The 17,756-nt window shown below is 63.8% G+C and carries 20 protein-coding genes; 7 read left to right on the forward strand and 13 right to left on the reverse strand.

Features of this window, described 5'->3' with window-relative positions; translation table 11 throughout:
* Positions 1-53: 53 nt before the first annotated feature.
* Positions 54-1,091, forward strand: a complete 1,038-nt coding sequence (locus tag DBIPINDM_RS26265; RefSeq protein ID WP_258581923.1) for a LacI family DNA-binding transcriptional regulator — start codon at positions 54-56, stop codon at positions 1,089-1,091.
* Positions 1,092-1,142: 51 nt separating this feature from the next.
* On the opposite strand, the gene DBIPINDM_RS26270 is transcribed toward DBIPINDM_RS26265, so the two are convergent.
* The gene (locus DBIPINDM_RS26270) at positions 1,143-1,574 is read right to left on the reverse strand and encodes a MarR family winged helix-turn-helix transcriptional regulator (RefSeq protein WP_258581924.1); all 432 of its coding nucleotides are present in this window, start codon (positions 1,572-1,574) and stop codon (positions 1,143-1,145) included.
* A gap of 147 nt (positions 1,575-1,721) precedes the next feature.
* On the opposite strand from DBIPINDM_RS26270, the gene DBIPINDM_RS26275 reads away from it, so the two are divergent.
* The gene (locus DBIPINDM_RS26275; RefSeq protein WP_258581925.1) at positions 1,722-2,579 is read left to right on the forward strand and encodes an alpha/beta fold hydrolase; all 858 of its coding nucleotides are present in this window, start codon (positions 1,722-1,724) and stop codon (positions 2,577-2,579) included.
* Positions 2,580-2,820: 241 nt separating this feature from the next.
* The gene (locus DBIPINDM_RS26280) at positions 2,821-3,198 is read left to right on the forward strand and encodes a nuclear transport factor 2 family protein (RefSeq protein ID WP_258581926.1); all 378 of its coding nucleotides are present in this window, start codon (positions 2,821-2,823) and stop codon (positions 3,196-3,198) included.
* Between the two features lie 135 nt (positions 3,199-3,333).
* Here DBIPINDM_RS26280 and DBIPINDM_RS26285 read toward each other — a convergent pair whose 3' ends face one another.
* Positions 3,334-4,563, reverse strand: a complete 1,230-nt coding sequence (locus DBIPINDM_RS26285; RefSeq protein WP_258581927.1) for an MFS transporter — start codon at positions 4,561-4,563, stop codon at positions 3,334-3,336.
* A gap of 151 nt (positions 4,564-4,714) precedes the next feature.
* Here DBIPINDM_RS26285 and DBIPINDM_RS26290 point away from each other — a divergent pair, with 151 nt between their 5' ends.
* The gene (locus tag DBIPINDM_RS26290; protein WP_258581928.1) at positions 4,715-5,590 is read left to right on the forward strand and encodes an AraC family transcriptional regulator; all 876 of its coding nucleotides are present in this window, start codon (positions 4,715-4,717) and stop codon (positions 5,588-5,590) included.
* 70 nt (positions 5,591-5,660) lie between these two features.
* Here the strand turns inward: DBIPINDM_RS26290 and DBIPINDM_RS26295 are convergent, their stop codons facing one another.
* From DBIPINDM_RS26295 to DBIPINDM_RS26325, 7 genes are all read right to left on the reverse strand, one after another.
* Complete coding sequence (locus DBIPINDM_RS26295; protein ID WP_019860650.1) at positions 5,661-6,596, reverse strand: ribose-phosphate pyrophosphokinase; 936 nt, start codon at positions 6,594-6,596, stop codon at positions 5,661-5,663.
* A 168-nt stretch (positions 6,597-6,764) separates the two neighbouring features.
* Positions 6,765-7,388 carry a hypothetical protein gene (locus tag DBIPINDM_RS26300; RefSeq protein WP_258581929.1) on the reverse strand — a complete coding sequence of 208 codons (624 nt, stop codon included), beginning with the start codon at positions 7,386-7,388 and terminating at the stop codon, positions 6,765-6,767.
* A 43-nt stretch (positions 7,389-7,431) separates the two neighbouring features.
* On the reverse strand, positions 7,432-8,583 hold the full coding sequence (locus DBIPINDM_RS26305; RefSeq protein WP_258581930.1) for a M24 family metallopeptidase: 1,152 nt from the start codon (positions 8,581-8,583) through the stop codon (positions 7,432-7,434).
* Entirely contained in the window at positions 8,583-9,377 is a 795-nt protein-coding gene (gene pgeF / locus DBIPINDM_RS26310) for a peptidoglycan editing factor PgeF (RefSeq protein WP_258581931.1), read from the reverse strand. The genes DBIPINDM_RS26305 and pgeF overlap by 1 nt, the downstream gene beginning before the upstream one ends.
* A gap of 103 nt (positions 9,378-9,480) precedes the next feature.
* Complete coding sequence (locus tag DBIPINDM_RS26315) at positions 9,481-10,569, reverse strand: class I SAM-dependent methyltransferase (protein ID WP_258581932.1); 1,089 nt, start codon at positions 10,567-10,569, stop codon at positions 9,481-9,483.
* Positions 10,566-11,426 carry a prolipoprotein diacylglyceryl transferase gene (lgt, locus tag DBIPINDM_RS26320; protein ID WP_258581933.1) on the reverse strand — a complete coding sequence of 287 codons (861 nt, stop codon included), beginning with the start codon at positions 11,424-11,426 and terminating at the stop codon, positions 10,566-10,568. The genes DBIPINDM_RS26315 and lgt overlap by 4 nt, the downstream gene beginning before the upstream one ends.
* Before the next feature lie 134 nt (positions 11,427-11,560).
* The gene (locus tag DBIPINDM_RS26325; RefSeq protein ID WP_258581934.1) at positions 11,561-11,794 is read right to left on the reverse strand and encodes a BrnA antitoxin family protein; all 234 of its coding nucleotides are present in this window, start codon (positions 11,792-11,794) and stop codon (positions 11,561-11,563) included.
* A 214-nt stretch (positions 11,795-12,008) separates the two neighbouring features.
* On the opposite strand from DBIPINDM_RS26325, the gene DBIPINDM_RS26330 reads away from it, so the two are divergent.
* The 3 genes from DBIPINDM_RS26330 to DBIPINDM_RS26340 all read left to right on the forward strand — a co-directional run bounded on the left by DBIPINDM_RS26330 (position 12,009) and on the right by DBIPINDM_RS26340 (position 13,504).
* Positions 12,009-12,311, forward strand: coding sequence for an accessory factor UbiK family protein (locus tag DBIPINDM_RS26330; protein WP_027055368.1), 303 nt, complete (start codon positions 12,009-12,011; stop codon positions 12,309-12,311).
* A gap of 321 nt (positions 12,312-12,632) precedes the next feature.
* The gene (locus tag DBIPINDM_RS26335) at positions 12,633-13,133 is read left to right on the forward strand and encodes a YbjN domain-containing protein (protein ID WP_027030631.1); all 501 of its coding nucleotides are present in this window, start codon (positions 12,633-12,635) and stop codon (positions 13,131-13,133) included.
* An 11-nt stretch (positions 13,134-13,144) separates the two neighbouring features.
* The gene (locus DBIPINDM_RS26340; RefSeq protein WP_258581935.1) at positions 13,145-13,504 is read left to right on the forward strand and encodes a tRNA-binding protein; all 360 of its coding nucleotides are present in this window, start codon (positions 13,145-13,147) and stop codon (positions 13,502-13,504) included.
* Positions 13,505-13,777: 273 nt separating this feature from the next.
* Here the strand turns inward: DBIPINDM_RS26340 and DBIPINDM_RS26345 are convergent, their stop codons facing one another.
* The 4 genes from DBIPINDM_RS26345 to DBIPINDM_RS26360 all read right to left on the reverse strand — a co-directional run bounded on the left by DBIPINDM_RS26345 (position 13,778) and on the right by DBIPINDM_RS26360 (position 17,737).
* Positions 13,778-14,800 (reverse strand): glycosyltransferase family 4 protein, encoded by a 1,023-nt coding sequence (locus DBIPINDM_RS26345; protein ID WP_258581936.1) that lies wholly within the window; start codon positions 14,798-14,800, stop codon positions 13,778-13,780.
* Between the two features lie 234 nt (positions 14,801-15,034).
* Positions 15,035-16,450: an ATP-binding protein gene (locus tag DBIPINDM_RS26350; protein ID WP_258581937.1), complete on the reverse strand. Its 1,416-nt coding sequence runs from the start codon at positions 16,448-16,450 to the stop codon at positions 15,035-15,037.
* A gap of 47 nt (positions 16,451-16,497) precedes the next feature.
* Positions 16,498-17,217: a response regulator gene (locus DBIPINDM_RS26355; RefSeq protein WP_183462427.1), complete on the reverse strand. Its 720-nt coding sequence runs from the start codon at positions 17,215-17,217 to the stop codon at positions 16,498-16,500.
* The gene (locus tag DBIPINDM_RS26360) at positions 17,204-17,737 is read right to left on the reverse strand and encodes a MarR family winged helix-turn-helix transcriptional regulator (protein WP_202358236.1); all 534 of its coding nucleotides are present in this window, start codon (positions 17,735-17,737) and stop codon (positions 17,204-17,206) included. Before DBIPINDM_RS26360 ends, DBIPINDM_RS26355 begins: the two co-directional genes overlap by 14 nt.
* Positions 17,738-17,756: the final 19 nt, after the last annotated feature.

Genomic DNA, 17,756 nt, shown 5'->3' on the forward strand with positions numbered 1-17,756 from the left:
CTCGCGGGAAGAATGATATCTTTGTATCAATTGCGACAGGCTGATGAGATAAAATGGATCATGGCAAGCGGCCAACGATCAAGGATGTAGCCGCCGAGGCAAATGTTTCGGTGGCCACCGTCAACCGGGTGCTGAGCGGCTCGGGCGCCGTCCGCCAGGGCACGCGCGAGCGCGTCAAGCTGGCGGCCGAGCAGATCGGTTTTTACGGCATGGGCGCGCTGCGCAGCCGCGTGGCGGCGGCCCGGCCACGCTACCGGTTCGGTTTCCTGCTGCACCAGCCCGGCCGCGCCTTTTACCGCAACATGGCCGATGCGCTGCGCCTAGCAACCGAAACGATGCCCGACTGCGAGATAGAGCTGCGCACGGAGTTTCTCGACGACCTGTCACCGCAAAACGTCGCCTCGCGAATGCTGGCGCTCGGCGCCGAATGCGATGCCGTCGGCGTCGTCGCCGCGGTGCACCCTCTCGTCACCCAGGCGGTGGACACATTGCATGCCCGCAACGTGCCGGTGTTCGCGCTGATCTCGCAGATCTCGGCGACCGGACATGTGCGCTATATCGGACTGGACAATTGGAAGGTCGGGCGCACCGCGGCCTGGGTGTTCGAGCATGTCTGCCGCGCGCCCGGCAAGCTCGGCATCCTTGTCGGCAACCACCGCTACCGCTGCCAGGAGATGAACGAGAGCGGCTTTCGCTCCTATTTCCGCGAGCACTCTCCAGGCTTCACGCTGCTCGAGCCGCTGCTGACCTTCGAATCCAGCGCCATTGCGCAGGAGATGACCGAAAAACTGCTGAATGAAAATCCGGATCTCTCCGGCCTGTATGTCGCCGGTGGCGGCATCACCGGCGCCATTGCCGCGCTGCGCTCCACCGGCCGCGCCGGCCGCGTCGTCGTCGTCGGCTACGAGTTGATGGAGTCGACCCGCCCGGCGCTGCTCGACGGCACGCTGACCTTCATCATCTCGCACCCGCTCGCCCGCATCGCGCAGGAAGCGCTGAGCGGCATGGTGCGCGCCGTCGCCAACCCCAATGAGGGCGGCAACTTCACCACCATTCTGCCGTTCGAAATTTATACAAGGGAGAATATCTGACTGGTGATCGCAGCGGTTACGGCATGGGCGCTCGGGAGCGCTGGCCAGCGGCTACTCCTGACCGCCGCTCAACGCATCACGCAGCGCCTGGATCTGGCGGTTCAGCGCATCAAGCTCAGCCAATGTCATGCCCGAGCGCTCGATCAAGGTCTCGTTGAGGCAGTTGCACTGGACCAGCAGCGCACGTCCAGTGGCCGTCAGGTCGACCTGCACCTGGCGCTCGTCGAACAAGCTGCGCTGGCGGGTCACCAGCCCAGCTTGTTCCATCCGCTTCACCAGCGGCGTGATGGTGCTCGATTCCAAAGCGAGCCTCTGCGCGATCGAGCCGACCGACATGCCGTCGGCCTCGCCCAGCGCGTTGAGCACAAGATATTGCGGATAGGTGATCCCCATCTCGTCCAGCATCGGCTTGTAGGTGCGGTTGATCGCCATTGAGGTGGCGTAGAGTGTGAAACAGAGCTGGTTGTCCAACGGGAGAGGCACGACGCGTTCCTTTTGCCGACGTAGGAAATTCAGTACCACGAAAAATGATATCGCGATACATATTTTTGTAGACAAGGGTTCAGAGTTGCGCTAGCCATATCGATATCGCGATATTGTTTATCGCGACAACAATCGAAGGAGATTGAGATGGCTTCGCAGACAAAGTCCGGCTCCGGCAGCGGCACGATCACCACCAAGGACGGCACGCAGATTTTCTACAAGGACTGGGGAACCGGTCAGCCCATCGTCTTCCATCATGGCTGGCCGTTGAGCAGCGACGACTGGGACGCCCAGATGCTGTTCTTCCTGGCACAAGGCTACCGCGTCATTGCCCACGACCGGCGCGGCCACGGCCGCTCGACCCAGACGGATATCGGCAATGAGATGGACACCTATGCCGCCGATGTCGCGGAACTTGCCGCGCACCTCGACCTCAGGAACGCCATCCATGTCGGCCATTCGACCGGCGGCGGCGAGGTGGCGCGCTATGTCGCGCAGTACGGCTCAGGCGGCCGCGTCGCCAAGGCGGTGCTGGTCGGTGCGGTGCCGCCGATCATGCTCAAGACCCCGGCCAATCCCGGCGGCCTGCCGATCGAGGTGTTCGACGGCTTCCGCTCCGCCCAGGCGGCCAACCGCGCCCAGTTCTTCCGCGACGTTCCGGCCGGCCCGTTCTACGGCTTCAACCGTCCGGGCGCCGTGGTTTCGCAGGGTGTCATCGACAATTGGTGGCGCCAGGGCATGATGGGCGGCACCAAGGCGCATTATGATTGCATCAAGGCTTTCTCGGAAACCGACTTCACCGAGGATCTGAAGGCAATCGACGTGCCGGTGCTGGTCATGCATGGCGACGACGACCAGATCGTCCCCATCGCCGACTCGGCGCTGCTGTCGATCAAGCTGCTCAAGAAGGGCGAGCTCAAGGTCTACAAGGGTTTTCCACACGGTATGGCGACCACCCATGCCGATGTCATCAACGCCGACCTGCTGGCCTTCTTCAAGGCATAGGTCACATCAGACATAAAAGCGGCACCCGCCATTGGGCGGGTGCTTCTGTCGGCTTCCGACGAGTGCGCCGAGCTCGCGCGCCTGGCAGCGCTGGCGGGCCTGTCGCAGCCGCACTTCAGCCGGGCGTTGCATTGCGCGCGGCCGTGAACGATAGTTTCTCGACCGGACGGGCGAGAGACATCGGATCGAGCTTTTTTGCGCGATCCGCCTCCTCCGGCATTCGTGACCCGGAAGGTGGAAGATGAACGCGGAATCGACCGACTACGACGGCCTGATGCAGGCTAACCTTGCGCGGGTATTCGGCGAACGCGACGCCGACCGGCGCCTTGTGGCGATCCGCGAACTCTACGCCGACGATGCCGTGCTCTACGAGCCGGATGCTTCGGCAACGGGCCATGCCGCGATCAATCATGCGGTGAATGAGCTGCTGTCGCGCCTGCCGCCAGGCTTCGCCTTCACGGCGATAGGCCCTGCCATCGGCCATCACGGCGTCGGGCGGCTGCGCTGGCAGTCCGGGCCACCCAACGGCCCTGTCGCCGTGACTGGAATCGACGTCGCGCATTTCCACGGCGACCTCATCCACTCTCTTTTCGTTTTTCTCGATCCCGCCGGCGCCTGATGCGCCCGTTCACTGAAGGAGTTGCCATCCCCAAATCCGGCCTTGAAGCCTTGCTTCGCCGGGTGAAGGGCAGGGCAAGGCGGGGCATCTCGTCTTATCGACGCCCACTTTGCCTCTGCCTCTAGCAACGACTGTCTAGGCCTTTCTCGCTTCCTTCATGTTCGGCAGGAACACGGTCAGCAGTCCCAGCAGCGGCAGATACGAGCAGATCTGGAAGACGAAATCGATGCCCTTCATGTCGGCGACGACGCCGAGCACGGCGGCCGCAATGCCGCCCATGCCGAAGGCGAAGCCGAAGAAGATGCCGGCGATCATGCCGACACGGCCCGGCACCAGTTCCTGCGCGAAGACGACGATGTTGGAGAAGGCCGACGACAGGATCAGCCCGATCAGCACCGTCAGCACCATTGTCCATTCCAGATTGGCGTAGGGCAGCGCCAGCGTGAAGGGCAGCACGCCGACGATCGAGAACCAGATCATCGCCTTCTGTCTGTAGCGGTCGCCGAACGGGCCGCCGAGCAGGATGCCCAGCGCCGAGGCGCCGAGGAACAGGAACAGCATTATCTGCGACATCTGCACCGACACGCCGAACTTATGGATGGAATAGAAGGTGTAGTAGCTGGCGAGGCTGGCGATGTAGGCGTTCTTGCTCAGCACCAGCAAGGTCAGCACGATCAATGCGTTCATCACCTTGCGGCGCGGGAAGGGCGAGACGAAGCTTGCCGCCTTGCGGGTGCCTTGCGCGGCGCGCAGGCGGCTGTACCAGCCGCCAACCTGCCACAAAACGACGATGCCGATCAGCGAGCCGACGGCGAACCAGGCGATGCTGGTCTGGCCGAACGGCACGACGATGAAAGCTGCCAGCAAGGGGCCCATCGACTGGCCGAAATTGCCGCCGACCTGGAACAGCGATTGCGCCAGGCCAAACCGGCCACCGGAAGCAAAGCGCGCGATGCGCGAGGATTCCGGATGGAAGATCGCCGAGCCGATACCGATCAGCGAGGCGCCGATCAGGAGCAAATAGTAGTGCCCGGCATAGGCCAGCACGACCAGGCCGATCAGCGACGAGGCCATGCCGTAGGGCAGCGAATAGGGCATCGGCCGCTTGTCGGTGATCATGCCGATCACCGGCTGCAGCAGCGAGGCGGTCACCTGGAAGGTGAAGGTCAACAGGCCGATCTGCCAGAAATCGAGGCCGTAATTCTGTTTCAGCAAGGGATAAATGGCCGATAGCAGCGACTGCATGATGTCGTTGATGCAGTGGCAGAAGCTCACCGCCAGGATGACGGTGAAGGCCGTCGCCTGGGCTGAGGCGTGACTGGCGGTCGCTGGTGGCGCGACGCTGGCGGCTGTCGTATCGGTCAAGGCAGGCTCCGTGGTCTTTTTGGCGGGCACGCCCGCAGGCAATCTGGCGGACGCTCCTGCGGCCGCCTTAGGGACGGATGCCTTATAGGCTGCTTGCCGCGCGACTTCTTTCGTGGTTTGGTCCAATAGTTTCGCAAGTGGGCCATAGCCGATGCCACATGGCAGGGAAATCTTTCGCGCCGGCAATGCCGATCTCGGCCAATTGCACCAGAGCCGCTGGCAATGGCTGGAGGAGGTCGCCGGGCCGGCGGTGGCGTTGCCGACCGAATATCCCGATGGCTACCATGTGCCGCAGCACCGCCACAGCCGCAGCCAGTTGCTGCACGCGCTGGTCGGCGTCGTGCTGGTGACGACGCGGCACGGGCGCTGGATGGTGCCGCCAGACCACGCGATGTGGATTCCGGCCGGCACGGAGCATTCCGTCGAGATGCTGGGCGATGTCTCGATGCGCTCGGTCTATGTCATGCCGGGCGCGATCCCGGGGCTGCCGGAAGGCTTGCGCGTCGTCGGCGTCACCGAGTTGATGCACAGCCTGATCGTGGAATCGGAGAAACTGCCGCAAGGCGGCGAGTTGGAAGGGCGCGGCGGGTTAATCATGAACCTGTTGCTGCATGAAATCCCGACCTTGCCGGAACGGCCGCTCGGCCTGCCATTCCCATCCGATCCGAGGCTGGCGGCGCTGTGCCGGCGCTTTGTCGCGGCACCTTCGCCGCATGCGACGATCGATGAATGGGCTGATGCCGCCGGCATGAGCCGGCGCTCCTTCACGCGCGCCTTCCAGCGCCAGACCGGCCTGTCGCTGTCGACATGGCGCCAGCAGGCCTGCCTGTTCGCGGCGCTGCCACGGCTCGCCGATGGCGAGCCGATCACCCGGGTGGCGCTCGATCTCGGCTATGACAGCGTGCCGGCCTTCATCACCATGTTCAAGCGCATGCTGGGCTCCTCGCCGCGCGGCTATATGCGCGGCGCGCGAGATGGCGAAGCCATGCGGCGAACCCCGCCTCGACTTGAGGCCCCGGCGCCGTGACGCAATTCCCAAGGGAAAGCGCTGCGCGCTTTTCCCGGGAAAACCGCGTCACACTTTTCCTGGAATTGCTCTAGTCGAACAGGCTCGACACCGATTCCTCGGTCGCCGTGCGCGATATCGCTTCGCCCATCAGGTCGGCGATCGAGATGACGCGGATGTTGGGTGCGTCGAGCACGCCTTGCGTCGGCTGGATGGAATCGGTGATCACCAGCTCCTGCAGCTTCGAGCCGCTGATGCGGGCGACAGCGCCGCCCGACAGCACACCATGGGTGATATAGGCGGTGACACTGGTGGCGCCGTTGGCCAAGAGCGCATCGGCGGCGTTGCACAGCGTGCCGCCGGAATCGACGATGTCGTCGATCAGCAGGCAATCCTTGCCGGCGACCGCGCCGATGATGTTCATGACTTCCGATTCGCCTGGGCGCTCACGGCGCTTGTCGACGATGGCGAGTTGCGCATCGAAGCGCTTGGCCAGCGCACGCGCCCGCACCACGCCGCCAATGTCGGGCGAGACCACCACGACATTGCCGAGCTGCTTGTATTTCGCCTTCACGTCGCGGGCCATCACCGGCACCGAAAACAGATTGTCGGTCGGGATGTCGAAGAAACCCTGGATCTGGCCGGCATGGAGGTCGAGCGTCAGAACCCGGTCGACGCCGGCGCGGGTGATCATGTTGGCGACCAGCTTGGCCGAGATCGGCGTGCGGCCCGACGCCCGGCGATCCTGCCTTGCATAGCCGAAATAGGGAATCACCGCCGTGATGCGCTTGGCCGAGGAGCGCATGAAAGCGTCGATCATGATGAGCAGTTCCATCAGGTGATCGTTGGTCGGGAATGAGGTCGACTGGAGGATGAAGACATCCTCGCCGCGAACGTTTTCCTGGATTTCGACGAAGATTTCCTGGTCGGCGAAGCGCCTGACACTGGCCTTGCCCAGCGGGATGTTGAGATAGCGGGCGACCGCTTCGGCCAGCACCCTGTTGGAATTGCCCGCGAAGAGTTTCATGCACCGTTCCTGGTGGAGGATGGGAAGGCCTGACAGACTCTCCCGCACCTTTTAACCGGGCTTTTAGCGGCCCGCGCCGGTATTGCAAGCGCCGAGATCGGGAATCCGCCGGCTAAACTCAAGAAAGGTTCGTGCCATCGCCGAGAGGCAACACTTCAGCACGCCTTGCTAGCCCGCCTTGCCGCCAAGAAACGCCGCGAACTGGTCGATGGTCTGGTCGGCGATCGCCTGCATGGTGGCCGGCGAGACCGCCTTCCAGCTGTCGGCGCCGGAATTGGTGGAAGCTGCCTTCATCTGGCCGTTGATGCGGTGCAGGCGATTGCCGGCCGGGTCGTAGACATCCCAGACATAGATGACGGTGGTGTCCTTGCCTTCCGAAATCGCCGAGAAATAGCCCTTCAGCACATGGGTCGCGGTCTGGTCGGCGCTGCCGGCAAGCGTAATTCCACGCTGTTTGGCGCGCGTCTGCAATTCCGCCGTCAGCGGTGTGGCGGCCTCCACCGAAGCGCCGACGATCGGCGCGATCTGCAGCCGGGTCTTCGACAGGATGGCAGCAGCCTGGGCTGAAGTGAGCGGCGGGGTGGTGGTTGCGGCCGCGCCGGTGGTCGTTGCAGGAACGCCCGTGGCGGTGGCAGGCGCGGCTGGTGACGTGGCGGCAGCGGTGGCCGCAGTGCTGCCTTGCGCTGCCGGCGGCGTGATGGCGGAAGGTTCGAGAACGTCCTTTGCGTTGGTGCAGGAGGCAAGAGCCAATGCCACAAGCAATGACACGGTCGTCATATGCGATCGTCTCATTTGCCTTCTAACTCCTTGGCGAAGAACGCCTCCCATTATGGATTCACTGTACGATCAAGTCGAGATCATGGCGGGAGAGCGGCTTCGGCTGGGATTCGGTGGTCAGGTAGGTGCGGCCAAGCGTCATTGCCGTCTCGGTCTCGGAATCCATGATGATCATGTGGGCGAACAGCGTCATATGCGGCGCGATCGGCTCGGGGTTGCCCTGGTAGAACATCGGCATATCCATCCAGGACGGCGTGAAGCGGGCGCCGACCGAATAGCCGCAGGCGTTCAGCCGGTGCTTGGTCAGGCCGTGCGCCTCCATGGTGCGGGCATGCGCATCGAAGACATCGCCGAAGCTGTTGCCCGGCGTCATCGCCTTTTCCACCGCGAGAAGGGCGGCACGCGCGGCGTCGAACAGTTCCTGATGGCGCTTCGACACCTTGCCGGTCAGCACGGTGCGCATCATCGGCGCGTGGTAATGATGGAAGACACCGGCCCATTCGAGCGTCAGCTGGTCGTTCTTGGTGAGCTTGCGGCGCCCGGCCTTGTAGCGGCAGAGCAGGGCGTCGACGCCGGAGCCGATGATGAACTCATTGGCCGGATAGTCGCCGCCGCCGGCAAAGACAGCGCCCTGCATGGCGGCCAGGATCAGCGCTTCGTCGCCGCCCTGCTTGATCAGCGGCAGTGCCGCGTCCAGTGCATCGTCGGAGAGGTTCGCGGCCTTCTCGGCTTTGGCGATCTCGGCCGGGCTCTTGAACAGGCGCAGCCGGCCGACGATGCCGGACGCGTCGGCGATCTGGCCGAAGGTCTGCAACTGCTCGTCCAGCCGGCGGCCATTATAGGCGGTCAGGCCGTGCGTGTCGTATTCGACGCCGATGCGGGCGCCGAGCAGGTTGAGATCGTTGAGCAGATTGCGCAGGTCGACCGCCGGGTTGGCGCCGTTGCGATCAGTCCACAGCACGATGTCGTCGATGATCGAGGTGTGACGAGCCTGGCGCAGGTCGGCCGAGCGGGTCAAAAGCACCATCGAGCCGTCGGCCTTCACCACCAGGCACTGGAAGAAGCAGAAGCCGAACGTGTCGTAGCCGGTCAGCCAGTACATGCTTTCCTGCGCGAACAGCAGGATGGCGTCGAGCTTCTTCTCGGCCATCTCGATCATCAGCCGGTCACGCCGCGCGTCAAATTCCGATCGTTCAAAATGCAGCGCCATTATTCATTCTCCAAAACGATGGCCGAAACCTGCCGGCCGTAATCGGATTCCCCACGGTGCGTGGTGCGCCGGTAGGAGTAAAACAGATCTTCCTCGGCATAGGTGCAGCGGCCGAGGCCCTCGGCGGTCACCCCGGCCCTGGCCAGCCGGTCGACCGTGTAGCTGGCGAGGTCGAACATGGCATGACCTGATGTGGCGGAGGGCGCGAAGTAGCCGATATTTTCGGCATCGGCCTCGACGAAGCGGGCGACGAATTCAGGCCCGACCTCGTAATTGTCGGGTCCGATCGAAGGGCCGAGCACGGCAACGATGTTTTCGCGCCGGGCACCCAGGCTTTCCATGGCGGCAATGGTGTTTTCCAGCACGCCCGTAAAAGCGCCTTTCCAGCCGGCGTGCGCCGCGCCGATGATGCGCGCCCCGGCATCCGCGAACAGCACCGGGCCGCAGTCGGCGGTCGAGGCGCCGATGGCGATCCCCGGCCGGTCGGTGACGATGGCATCGGCCTTCGGGCGTTCGCCGGCAAAGGGTTCCCTGGCGACAATGACGTCGGGGGAATGGATCTGCCAGGCGGTCAACAGATGGCTCGCCGGCACGCCCATCCAGGCGGCGACACGGGCGCGGTTCTCGGCCACCAGCGCCTTGTCGTCATCCGATCCGGCGCCGATGTTGAGGCCCTGGTAGATGCCGGTCGAGACGCCGCCGGTGCGGGTGAAATAGCCGTGGCGGATGCCTTGTGCCTGCGCCTTGTCCAGCAGCGGCGACCGAACGGGATCCGGTTTGGTCTGATTCAGCATGCGGGCGTTGTTGTCCGTGTGGGCGGTTTCGTCAAGAAAAAGCGGCCGGCGGCCGGGCCGCTCTTTTACCGGACGGGAGATTGGGAGGGGCAGCGGTGAAAAGTCAATCCGCCGTGGCAAACGGCCGGATGGTCACACCGCGCGGCAGGACGGCAAGCGCCTTGAACAGTTCGCCCATGGCCTGCGGGCCGGCTAGACGCTCGACATCGCCGGTGATCTTGTCGCGGGCCGCCTGGCCGGCATCGGCGCCAAGCCTGCCGGCGCGCTCGAGAATGCCCATGCCGAGCAGGAAATCGCCTTGCGTCGACAGATGGGCGTCGAGACCATGCGCGCGCACGGTTGCGGCAAGGGCGGCGAAATCGACATGCGAGGTGAGGTCAGCTTCGCCGGGATTGGCCAGCACATCTTCGTGATTGTGCCGGCGCAAGGCCTGCAGAGTGTCGCCGACACCCGGTTGCAGATGGCCATAGTCGAGGAACAGGCCGGCGCCGCCATGGCGGGCCATACGCTCGGCAATGGCCGCCATCAGGGCGGTGCGGGCGGGCGCGACCTCGACGATCGCGCCTTGCGGCGCTTCAGCCGCGTTAACGGGCAATAGCGTCGGGTCGACCGAGCCGGCGCCGGCGAAGAAAGACAGGGCGTCCTCGTCGTCGAGGCCGACCATGCGCTCGCGCCAGCCTGTGCCGGCGCGGACGAACTGGCGGATCGGCACGGCGTCGAACAATTCGTTGCCGACGATGAGCAGTGGCTGACCCTGCAGGGTCTCGATGGTCTCGTGCCAGCGAACCGCGAAAGGTGTCGCGCCAAGAGTCTGTTTTTGGACCTCGGTCAGGCGCGGACTGGTCTCGATCATGGCGAAGGCAGCGCCGTTGGTCAGATCAGGATCGAGCCGCGACAGCGTGCGCAGCATGTCCTTCATCAGCGTGCCACGGCCCGGGCCGATCTCGGCGATGGTGACCGGCATCGGTTTGCCCGTCGCCAGCCACGCCTGGTAGAGCCAGACGGCGACGAGTTCGCCGAACATCTGGCTGATCTCCGGCGCGGTGACGAAATCGCCGGCGGCGCCGAACGGCTCGCGCGTCGTGTAGTAGCCGTCCGCGGGGTCGAACAGGCACATCGCCATGTATTCGTTGACGGGAAGGGGGCCGAGCGCCTCGATCAGGTCGACGATGCGGGTCTTCAGCCGCGTCATGTCGCCTGCGGCTGCGCTTGCGTCACCGGCTTGGCGGTCACCATCGCCCAGATGCCGGCCAGCACCATCGGCGTCGACAGGATCATGCCCATGGTCAGCCAGTTGGTGCCGAGGAGGTAGCCGAGTTGCTGGTCGGGCTCGCGGAAGAACTCGACAAAGATGCGCGACAGGCCGTAGCCGCAGATGAAGGCGCCGCCGACGAAGCGCGGCGTCTTCAGCTTGAGACGCGAATGGGTGAGGATGCGCAGCACGATAAACAGCACGATGCCTTCGAGGAATGCTTCGTAAAGTTGGCTGGGATGGCGGGTGAACGGTCCGCCATTGGGGAATTCTATTCCCCACGGCACGTCGGTCGGCCGGCCCCAGAGCTCGGAATTGATGAAGTTGGCGACGCGCACCAGGCCTAGCCCAACCGGCACGCCGGCGGCCACGACATCGAACAGCGACCAGGTGCGGATGCCGCGCTTGATGGAAAACAGCGTCATGGCCAGGATGACGCCGAGCAGGCCGCCATGAAACGACATGCCGCCTTGCCAGACCGCGAAGATGTCGAGCGGATGGGCGATGTAGCGTGCCAAATCGTAGAACAGCACATAGCCGGTGCGGCCGCCGAGCACGACGCCGATCGCCGCCCAGACGATGAAATCGTCGAGGTCCTCCGGTTTCATCGGCAAGATGCCGTCGGGCCACAGTTTCGGGTTGGCGGCGAGACGCTTGGCATACCACCAGGCAAACAGGATACCGACGATATAGCCGACGCCGTACCAGTGCACCGCCAGCGGCCCGATCTGGATGAGGATCGGGTTGATGTTGGGGAAGGGCAACGAGGCCAGCGGCAGCAGGAAATATTCGTTCAACGGGGAGCTCTCGGTTGCGGTCGCGTTCGGGCGCGGACCATGCGGCAGGGTTTTGGCAGGGTCAAGGCAACGTGGTCGCCGTCAAGTGCCGGGACGAATTCTCACTGCGAACCATCGCGTCGTGCGTGTTGAACTCAACCCTTGGCGGCCACCAACTGCCGCAACGCGTCGTTGATCCTGTCCTGCCAGCCGGGGCCATCCTCCTGGAAATGGTCTAGCACGGCCCGGTCGATCCGGATCGAGACAAGCTCGCGGACATTCGGGGCGGTCGAGGCTTCGCGAATGGGCGCTGCAGGCTTCTTGATCGGCTTGAAGGCCGCTTCGGCGGCTGCCATCGGATTTGTCGGTCGGCGCGGGGGCGTTGCCATTGGTTGACCCTGACTGGAGCGTGCTGAAGCACTACGTGGTGACGACACAGTAGGCGATTTGGCGTCCTTAAGTACAGCTTGGGACGATTTGAAGGCTTCGCATAAGCATGGCATCCCCATGCGCCATAGCAACGCAGAGCCCGCACCAGGCCTCAACGTTCTTGCATTCCGCGCTCTGCGCCACTACGTCATTTCAAGCAAGCGAGGATTTGCCATGTCGACCGGACCGAACCGCATTCTCGATGAATTCGCCAAGCTGATGACCGATGCCGCGGGTGCCGCGCAAGGCGTTCGCCGCGAGGTGGAGACTGCCTTCAAGGGGCAGGCGGAGCGCATCCTCAATTCGATGGACGTGGTGCAGCGCGAGGAATTCGAGGCCGCGCGCGAGATGGCCGCCAAGGCCCGGGACGAGAATGCCAGGCTTGCCGCCCGCATCGAAGCGCTCGAGGCGAAGCTCGCCGAACTGGCCGGTGATGCCGCACCAGCGGCGGCGGCGAAGCCCCGCGCAAAAAAATAATCGTTAAACTTTTCCACATAGTCCGATCCTGAAAATCGCTTTGCCGTGAATCGCTTAACGGCATTGCATGAATCTTTGTGACAGCGCCTTTCCACATGCGAATGCCGCAGTGCGAAAAATTGGGCTGTTCACGCGACTCCCGATCAATAGACTGAATTTGTTGCATGATTCGGAGCAGGGTCATGCGGCCGGGCGGTGGGGTCCGGTCTGGGGTCTTTGCGTCGAGAAGTCCTGGCCGTCCGAGTTCTAGATCAGATTGTTCGTTGTGTGCCCTCCCGCGGAGCGTGTGGCGGCGCTCCTCAGAACGACAGGAAGCATTCCATGGAACTTCTCGAACTCGAATACTCCCGCGAAATCCATCCGGTGGATGTTATCGAGCAGGTGGCGCACAACAATGACTGGTCCTTTGAACGGGCCGGCGATGATGAAATTTCGATTTCGGTCGCCGGCAGCTGGACCGACTATCACGTCTCCTTCTCTTGGATGGAGGATTTCGAGGCGCTGCACCTGGCCTGCGCCTTCGACATCAAGGTGCCGGAGACCCGCGCGCTGGAAGTGATGCGGCTGTTGTCGCTGATCAACGAGCAGATGCTGTTCGGCCATTTCGACCTCTGGGAGCAGGAGGGCGCGATCATGTTTCGCCAGTCGCTGCTTTTGGCCGGCGGGGTCGAGCCGTCGAGCCAGCAGGTCGAGGTGCTTCTGTCCTCGGCGCTGGAAGCCTGCGAATGCTATTTCCAGGCGTTCCAGTTCGTCGTCTGGTCGGGAACCTCGGCCAAGGACGCGCTGGCCGGCGTGCTGTTCGAGACCTACGGCAACGCCTGAGCAGTACGTGAATGAGTGCAAGCAAAGAGCGCAAGCCCGAGATCAGTTTTGCCGATTTCGATCGTGTCGACATCCGCGCCGGCACGATTATCGAGGCCGAACCTTTTCCCGAGGCGCGCAAGCCTGCCTTCAAGCTGAAGATCGATTTCGGACCTGACATCGGCATCAAGAAATCGTCGGCGCAGATCACCAAATACTATACGCCCGAAACGCTGGTCGGCCGGCAGGTGTTCGCGGTGGTCAATTTCCCGCCCCGCCAGATCGGGCCGTTCATGTCCGAAGTGCTGACGCTGGGCTTTCCCGACGAGGAGGGCGCCGTGGTGCTCGGCGCGATCGAGCGCAGGGTGCCGGACGGCGGGCGGCTGTTCTGACTTTCGTCATCCACGGGCGGAGCGGGCGCGGAGCGACCGCGCAGACCCGAGGATCCATGCCGCGACAGTGGCCGAAGAGCGGAGCGGTCCAGAAAGTCGTCTTGCCTCTGATCCAGCATAAATGGCTTCGCGGCTATTCATGGTCCGCAGACTCTTCACCGCAGCGGATGCTTCTAGCTCACGGAATGGATCCTCGGGTCTGCGCGCCGGCTTTGCCGACGCTCCGCCCGTGGATGACGAAGGAGGGAGGCTCGCCATCCTGCGCGCCAGGCCTTAGGCCGCCAGCTTGCGCGTCCTGCCGAGCGCTTCCTCGACCGTGTCGAGAAACATTTCTGCACAGGCTTTCCAGCTGTAGCGCATGGCGCGTTCGCGCGCCTCGGCGCGGTCGACCTTGAGGGCGGCGAGGGAGGCCTCGCGTAGGTCGTTCGAGACCGCGCCGCCAAAACCGTCGCCGACAATGTCGATCGGTCCGGTCACCGGATAGGCGGCGACCGGCGTGCCGCTGGCCAGCGCTTCGATGATGACGTTGCCGAAGGTGTCGGTGCGACTGGGGAAAACGAAGACGTCGGCCGAGGCATAGATCTCCGCCAGTTCGTCATTGGGGCGGTGGCCAAGGAAATGCGCCTGCGGATACTTCGCCTTCAATTTGGCAAGCTCGGGTCCTTCGCCGACGATCACCTTGCTGCCGGGCAGGTCGAGGTCGAGGAAGGCGGAGAGGTTCTTTTCGATGGCGACGCGGCCGACGCAGAGGAAGACCGGGCCGGGGAAGCCGAGGTCCTTGCGCTTATCCGGCCGGAAATGGTCGATGTCGACGCCGCGCGTCCATGGCCTCAGCTTGTTGAAGCCGCGCGCCGAAAGGTCATCGGCGAGCGACTGGGTGGCAACCAGCGTGCCCTGGCCGGAATTGTGGAAATCGCGCAGCCAGCGATAGGCCCAGCTTTCCGGCACCGGCAGGCGGGCGCTGAGATATTCGGGAAAGCGCGTGTGATAGCTGGTGGTGAACGGCCGGCCGGCATTGCGGCAATAGCGCCGCGCCATGATGCCGAGCGGTCCCTCGGTGACGATGTGGACGTGGTCCGTCTTGTAGGCATCGATCAGGCGCGCGACATGGCCGGGCGTGGTCAGCGCCAGGCGGATGTCGGGATAGGTCGGCAGGGGCAGTGTGCGAAAGATGTTGGGCGTCAGGAAATCCACCGCCACGTCGAAGGATTTCAGCGTTTCGGTGAGCCGCTCCAGCGTGTGGACGACGCCGTTGACCTGCGGGCGCCAGGCGTCGGTGACCATCAATATGCGCATGGCGGCCCTTTGCTGGAAAGGTCGACGGTTGCCTTGAGACGATGCCGGAACGGCGACCAGCCGGCTGCCCTCGCTTCGCTCCAGCGCACCCGGGTGGGCACGGGGTCGAAATGGTGCGGCAGGGCCGAATCAAGTGATGTCGCGCGTTTCATGCGCGCTCTTCACCATGATTTCATGACGAGCGGATGAAGCTTGATACTTGGCTTGGTATTTGGGCTTGATACTTGGGCTTGCCTAAGCCGGAACCTTGATCACCGCGCGCAGGCCGCCGAGCGGGCTGTCGTCGAGGGTGATGTCGCCGCCATGGCTGCGGGCGATGTCGCGGGCAATCGACAGGCCGAGTCCGGTGCCGCTGGCATCGAGGTTGCGGGCCTCGTCGAGCCGCACGAAGGGCTTGAACACGTCCTCGCGCCTGTCGACCGGGATGCCGGGACCGTTATCGTCGACGGTGACCACAAGCGAGCCACGGCCGTGGTTGGCGCTGACCTCCACCGTCTTGGCATAACGGAAGGCGTTGCCGATGACATTGGACAACAGTCGGGCGAAGGCGTTCGGCCTGACATGCACGGTCGGATCGCCGGAAAGCGTCGTCGACAGCTTGCATTTGCGCAAGGCGGCTTCGTCGCCGAGCTTCTGGAAATAGGCTTCGAGATCGAAGCGTCCCGGGTCCTCCGAGGCTTCGCCACGGGCGAAGGCGAGATAGCCTTCCAGCATCGATTGCATGTCATCGATATCCTGGTTGAGGGCCGCCTTGGTCTCGGCCTTGCCGCCGGCCAGCGCCAGCTGCAGCTTGAAGCGGGTGAGGATGGTCCTGAGGTCATGGCTGACGCCGGTCAGCATGGCGGTACGCTGGTCGATCTGGCGCTCGATGCGCTCGCGCATCTGGATGAAGGCAAAGCCGGCGCGGCGAACCTCCTCGGCGCCGCGCGGGCGAAAATCGCGCGGCATCGGCCGGCCCTTGCCGAAGCTTTCGGCGGCCTCGGCGAGCGTCAGGATCGGCCGGATCTGGTTGCGCAGGAAGGGGATGGCGATCATCAGGAGCACCAGCGAGGTGCCGACCATCCAGATCAGGAAGATGTGGGTGTTCGAGGCATAGGCCTGGCTGCGGCGCACGAAGACGCGCAGCACCTTGTTCTCGAGCTGGACGCGCACCTCGACGATGTTGGAATTGCCGACCGTGTCGATCCAGAACGGCCGGTTGATCTGGCGGGTGATCTCGGCCGAGAGAACGTCGTCGAGGATCGAGAAGAACGGTTTTGGACCGGGCGGCGGCAGGGGATCCGGCGGCAGCAGATCGACCTTCAGCTGCATGCGGTCCTGGGCGATGCGGATGATGTTGGCGTAGTCGGCGTCGTGCGGGTAGGTCTCGATCAGGTCGATGATGGCGGCGATGTCGCGCACGGTGGCCTGCGACAGGCGCTGCGTGACCGTTGCCCAATGGCGCTCCATGAACACGAAGGCGACGACCGATTGCAAAAGGATCATCGGTGCGATGACGATGATTAGCGAGCGCGCATAAAGGCGCTTGGGCATGTAAAGCGAAACGAGGCGCCAGAACCGGTTCCAGATGCGCGGCACCGCCTTGAGCGTTCGCATGGCGCGTGCGCTCAAGCCGTCAGGTCCCGGCCCTTCCAGTTCCGTCGTCGCCATTGGCTCTTTTCATTTCGCCCACGGCCAATCGAGCCGCGGCCGGTATTCTATTCTACACTGAGCCGATACCCAATACCGCGCACGGTCTGCAGCCAGACCGGGTTGGACGGATCGCGCTCGATCTTGCGGCGCAGCCGGTTGATCTGGACGTCGATGGTGCGCTCGCCGACCTCCGAATCGTCGCCGACCAGTTCGTGGCGCGGGATGGTCTCGCCGGCGCGTGCGGCAAAGATCGCCAGGATTTCCTGCTCGCGGTCGGTCAGCTTCAGTGCCTCGCCGCCGCGCTTCAATTCGCGCCTGGCGATCTGGAACGTGTAGGGGCCGAAGACCAGCTGTTCGACCTTTGGCGTCGTCGCCGGGCCGCCACGGCGCAGGATGTTGTTGATGCGCAGGATCAGTTCGCGCGGGTCGAAGGGTTTTGGCAAATAGTCGTCGGCGCCAGCCTCGAGCCCGGAGATGCGGCTGTCGGTTTCCGAAAGTGCTGTCAGCATCAGGATCGGCACGTTCTTTTCGGCCCGCAGTGATTTGGTAAGGTCGACGCCAGTTTCGCCCGGCATCATCACGTCGAGCACAAGCAGGTCGAAATCGAGGCCGGCAAGCTTGCGCCTGGCTTCGCCGGCATTGCCGGCGACGGTGACGCGAAAGCCGTTCTCGGTCAGATACTGCTTGAGAAGATTGCGGATGCGGGTGTCGTCGTCGACCACAAGCAGATGCGGCGCGTCGTCGTCCGGTGCGACCGCCTGATCGACCCTCTCAGTGCTCTCCATGGCTTTTCCCTGACATTTTTGCGGACCCAACGTCGATCTGAGCTCTCAGTTCCGGATTGACCATCGCTTCGAGGAAGCGTTCCACCAAGGTCCGTTCGGTGGCGCCGGAATCTTCCAATGCAGCACGGATGCGGCGCGACTGTGGCCGCGCCAGGGCCAGCGCCAGCGCACGGCCCTTCGCCGTCGGATAGAGTTCGCGCTGGCGGCGGTCACGCGGGCCTTGCAATTGCACGACATGATCGGTGTCGATCAGCTGCTTGAGCACGCGCGCCAGGCTTTGCTTGGTGATCTTCAGCACGTCCAGCAGTTCGGCAACCGTCAGGCCGGGCCGGCGGTTGACGAAATGCAGCACCCGGTGGTGGGCGCGGCCGAAACCGTAGTCGGCCAGGATCTGATCGGGATCGGAGGTGAAGTCGCGATAGGCGAAGAAGAACAGTTCGATGATGGCAAAGTCGATGCCGTCCTCGACTGACATCGCGGTCCTGATCGGTTTTCCGGCAGCTGGGCTTCGATCCGTCATCATTTCTCCATGGGAACGG

The organism is Mesorhizobium sp. AR02 (genome assembly GCF_024746835.1).
Taxonomy (GTDB): domain Bacteria; phylum Pseudomonadota; class Alphaproteobacteria; order Rhizobiales; family Rhizobiaceae; genus Mesorhizobium.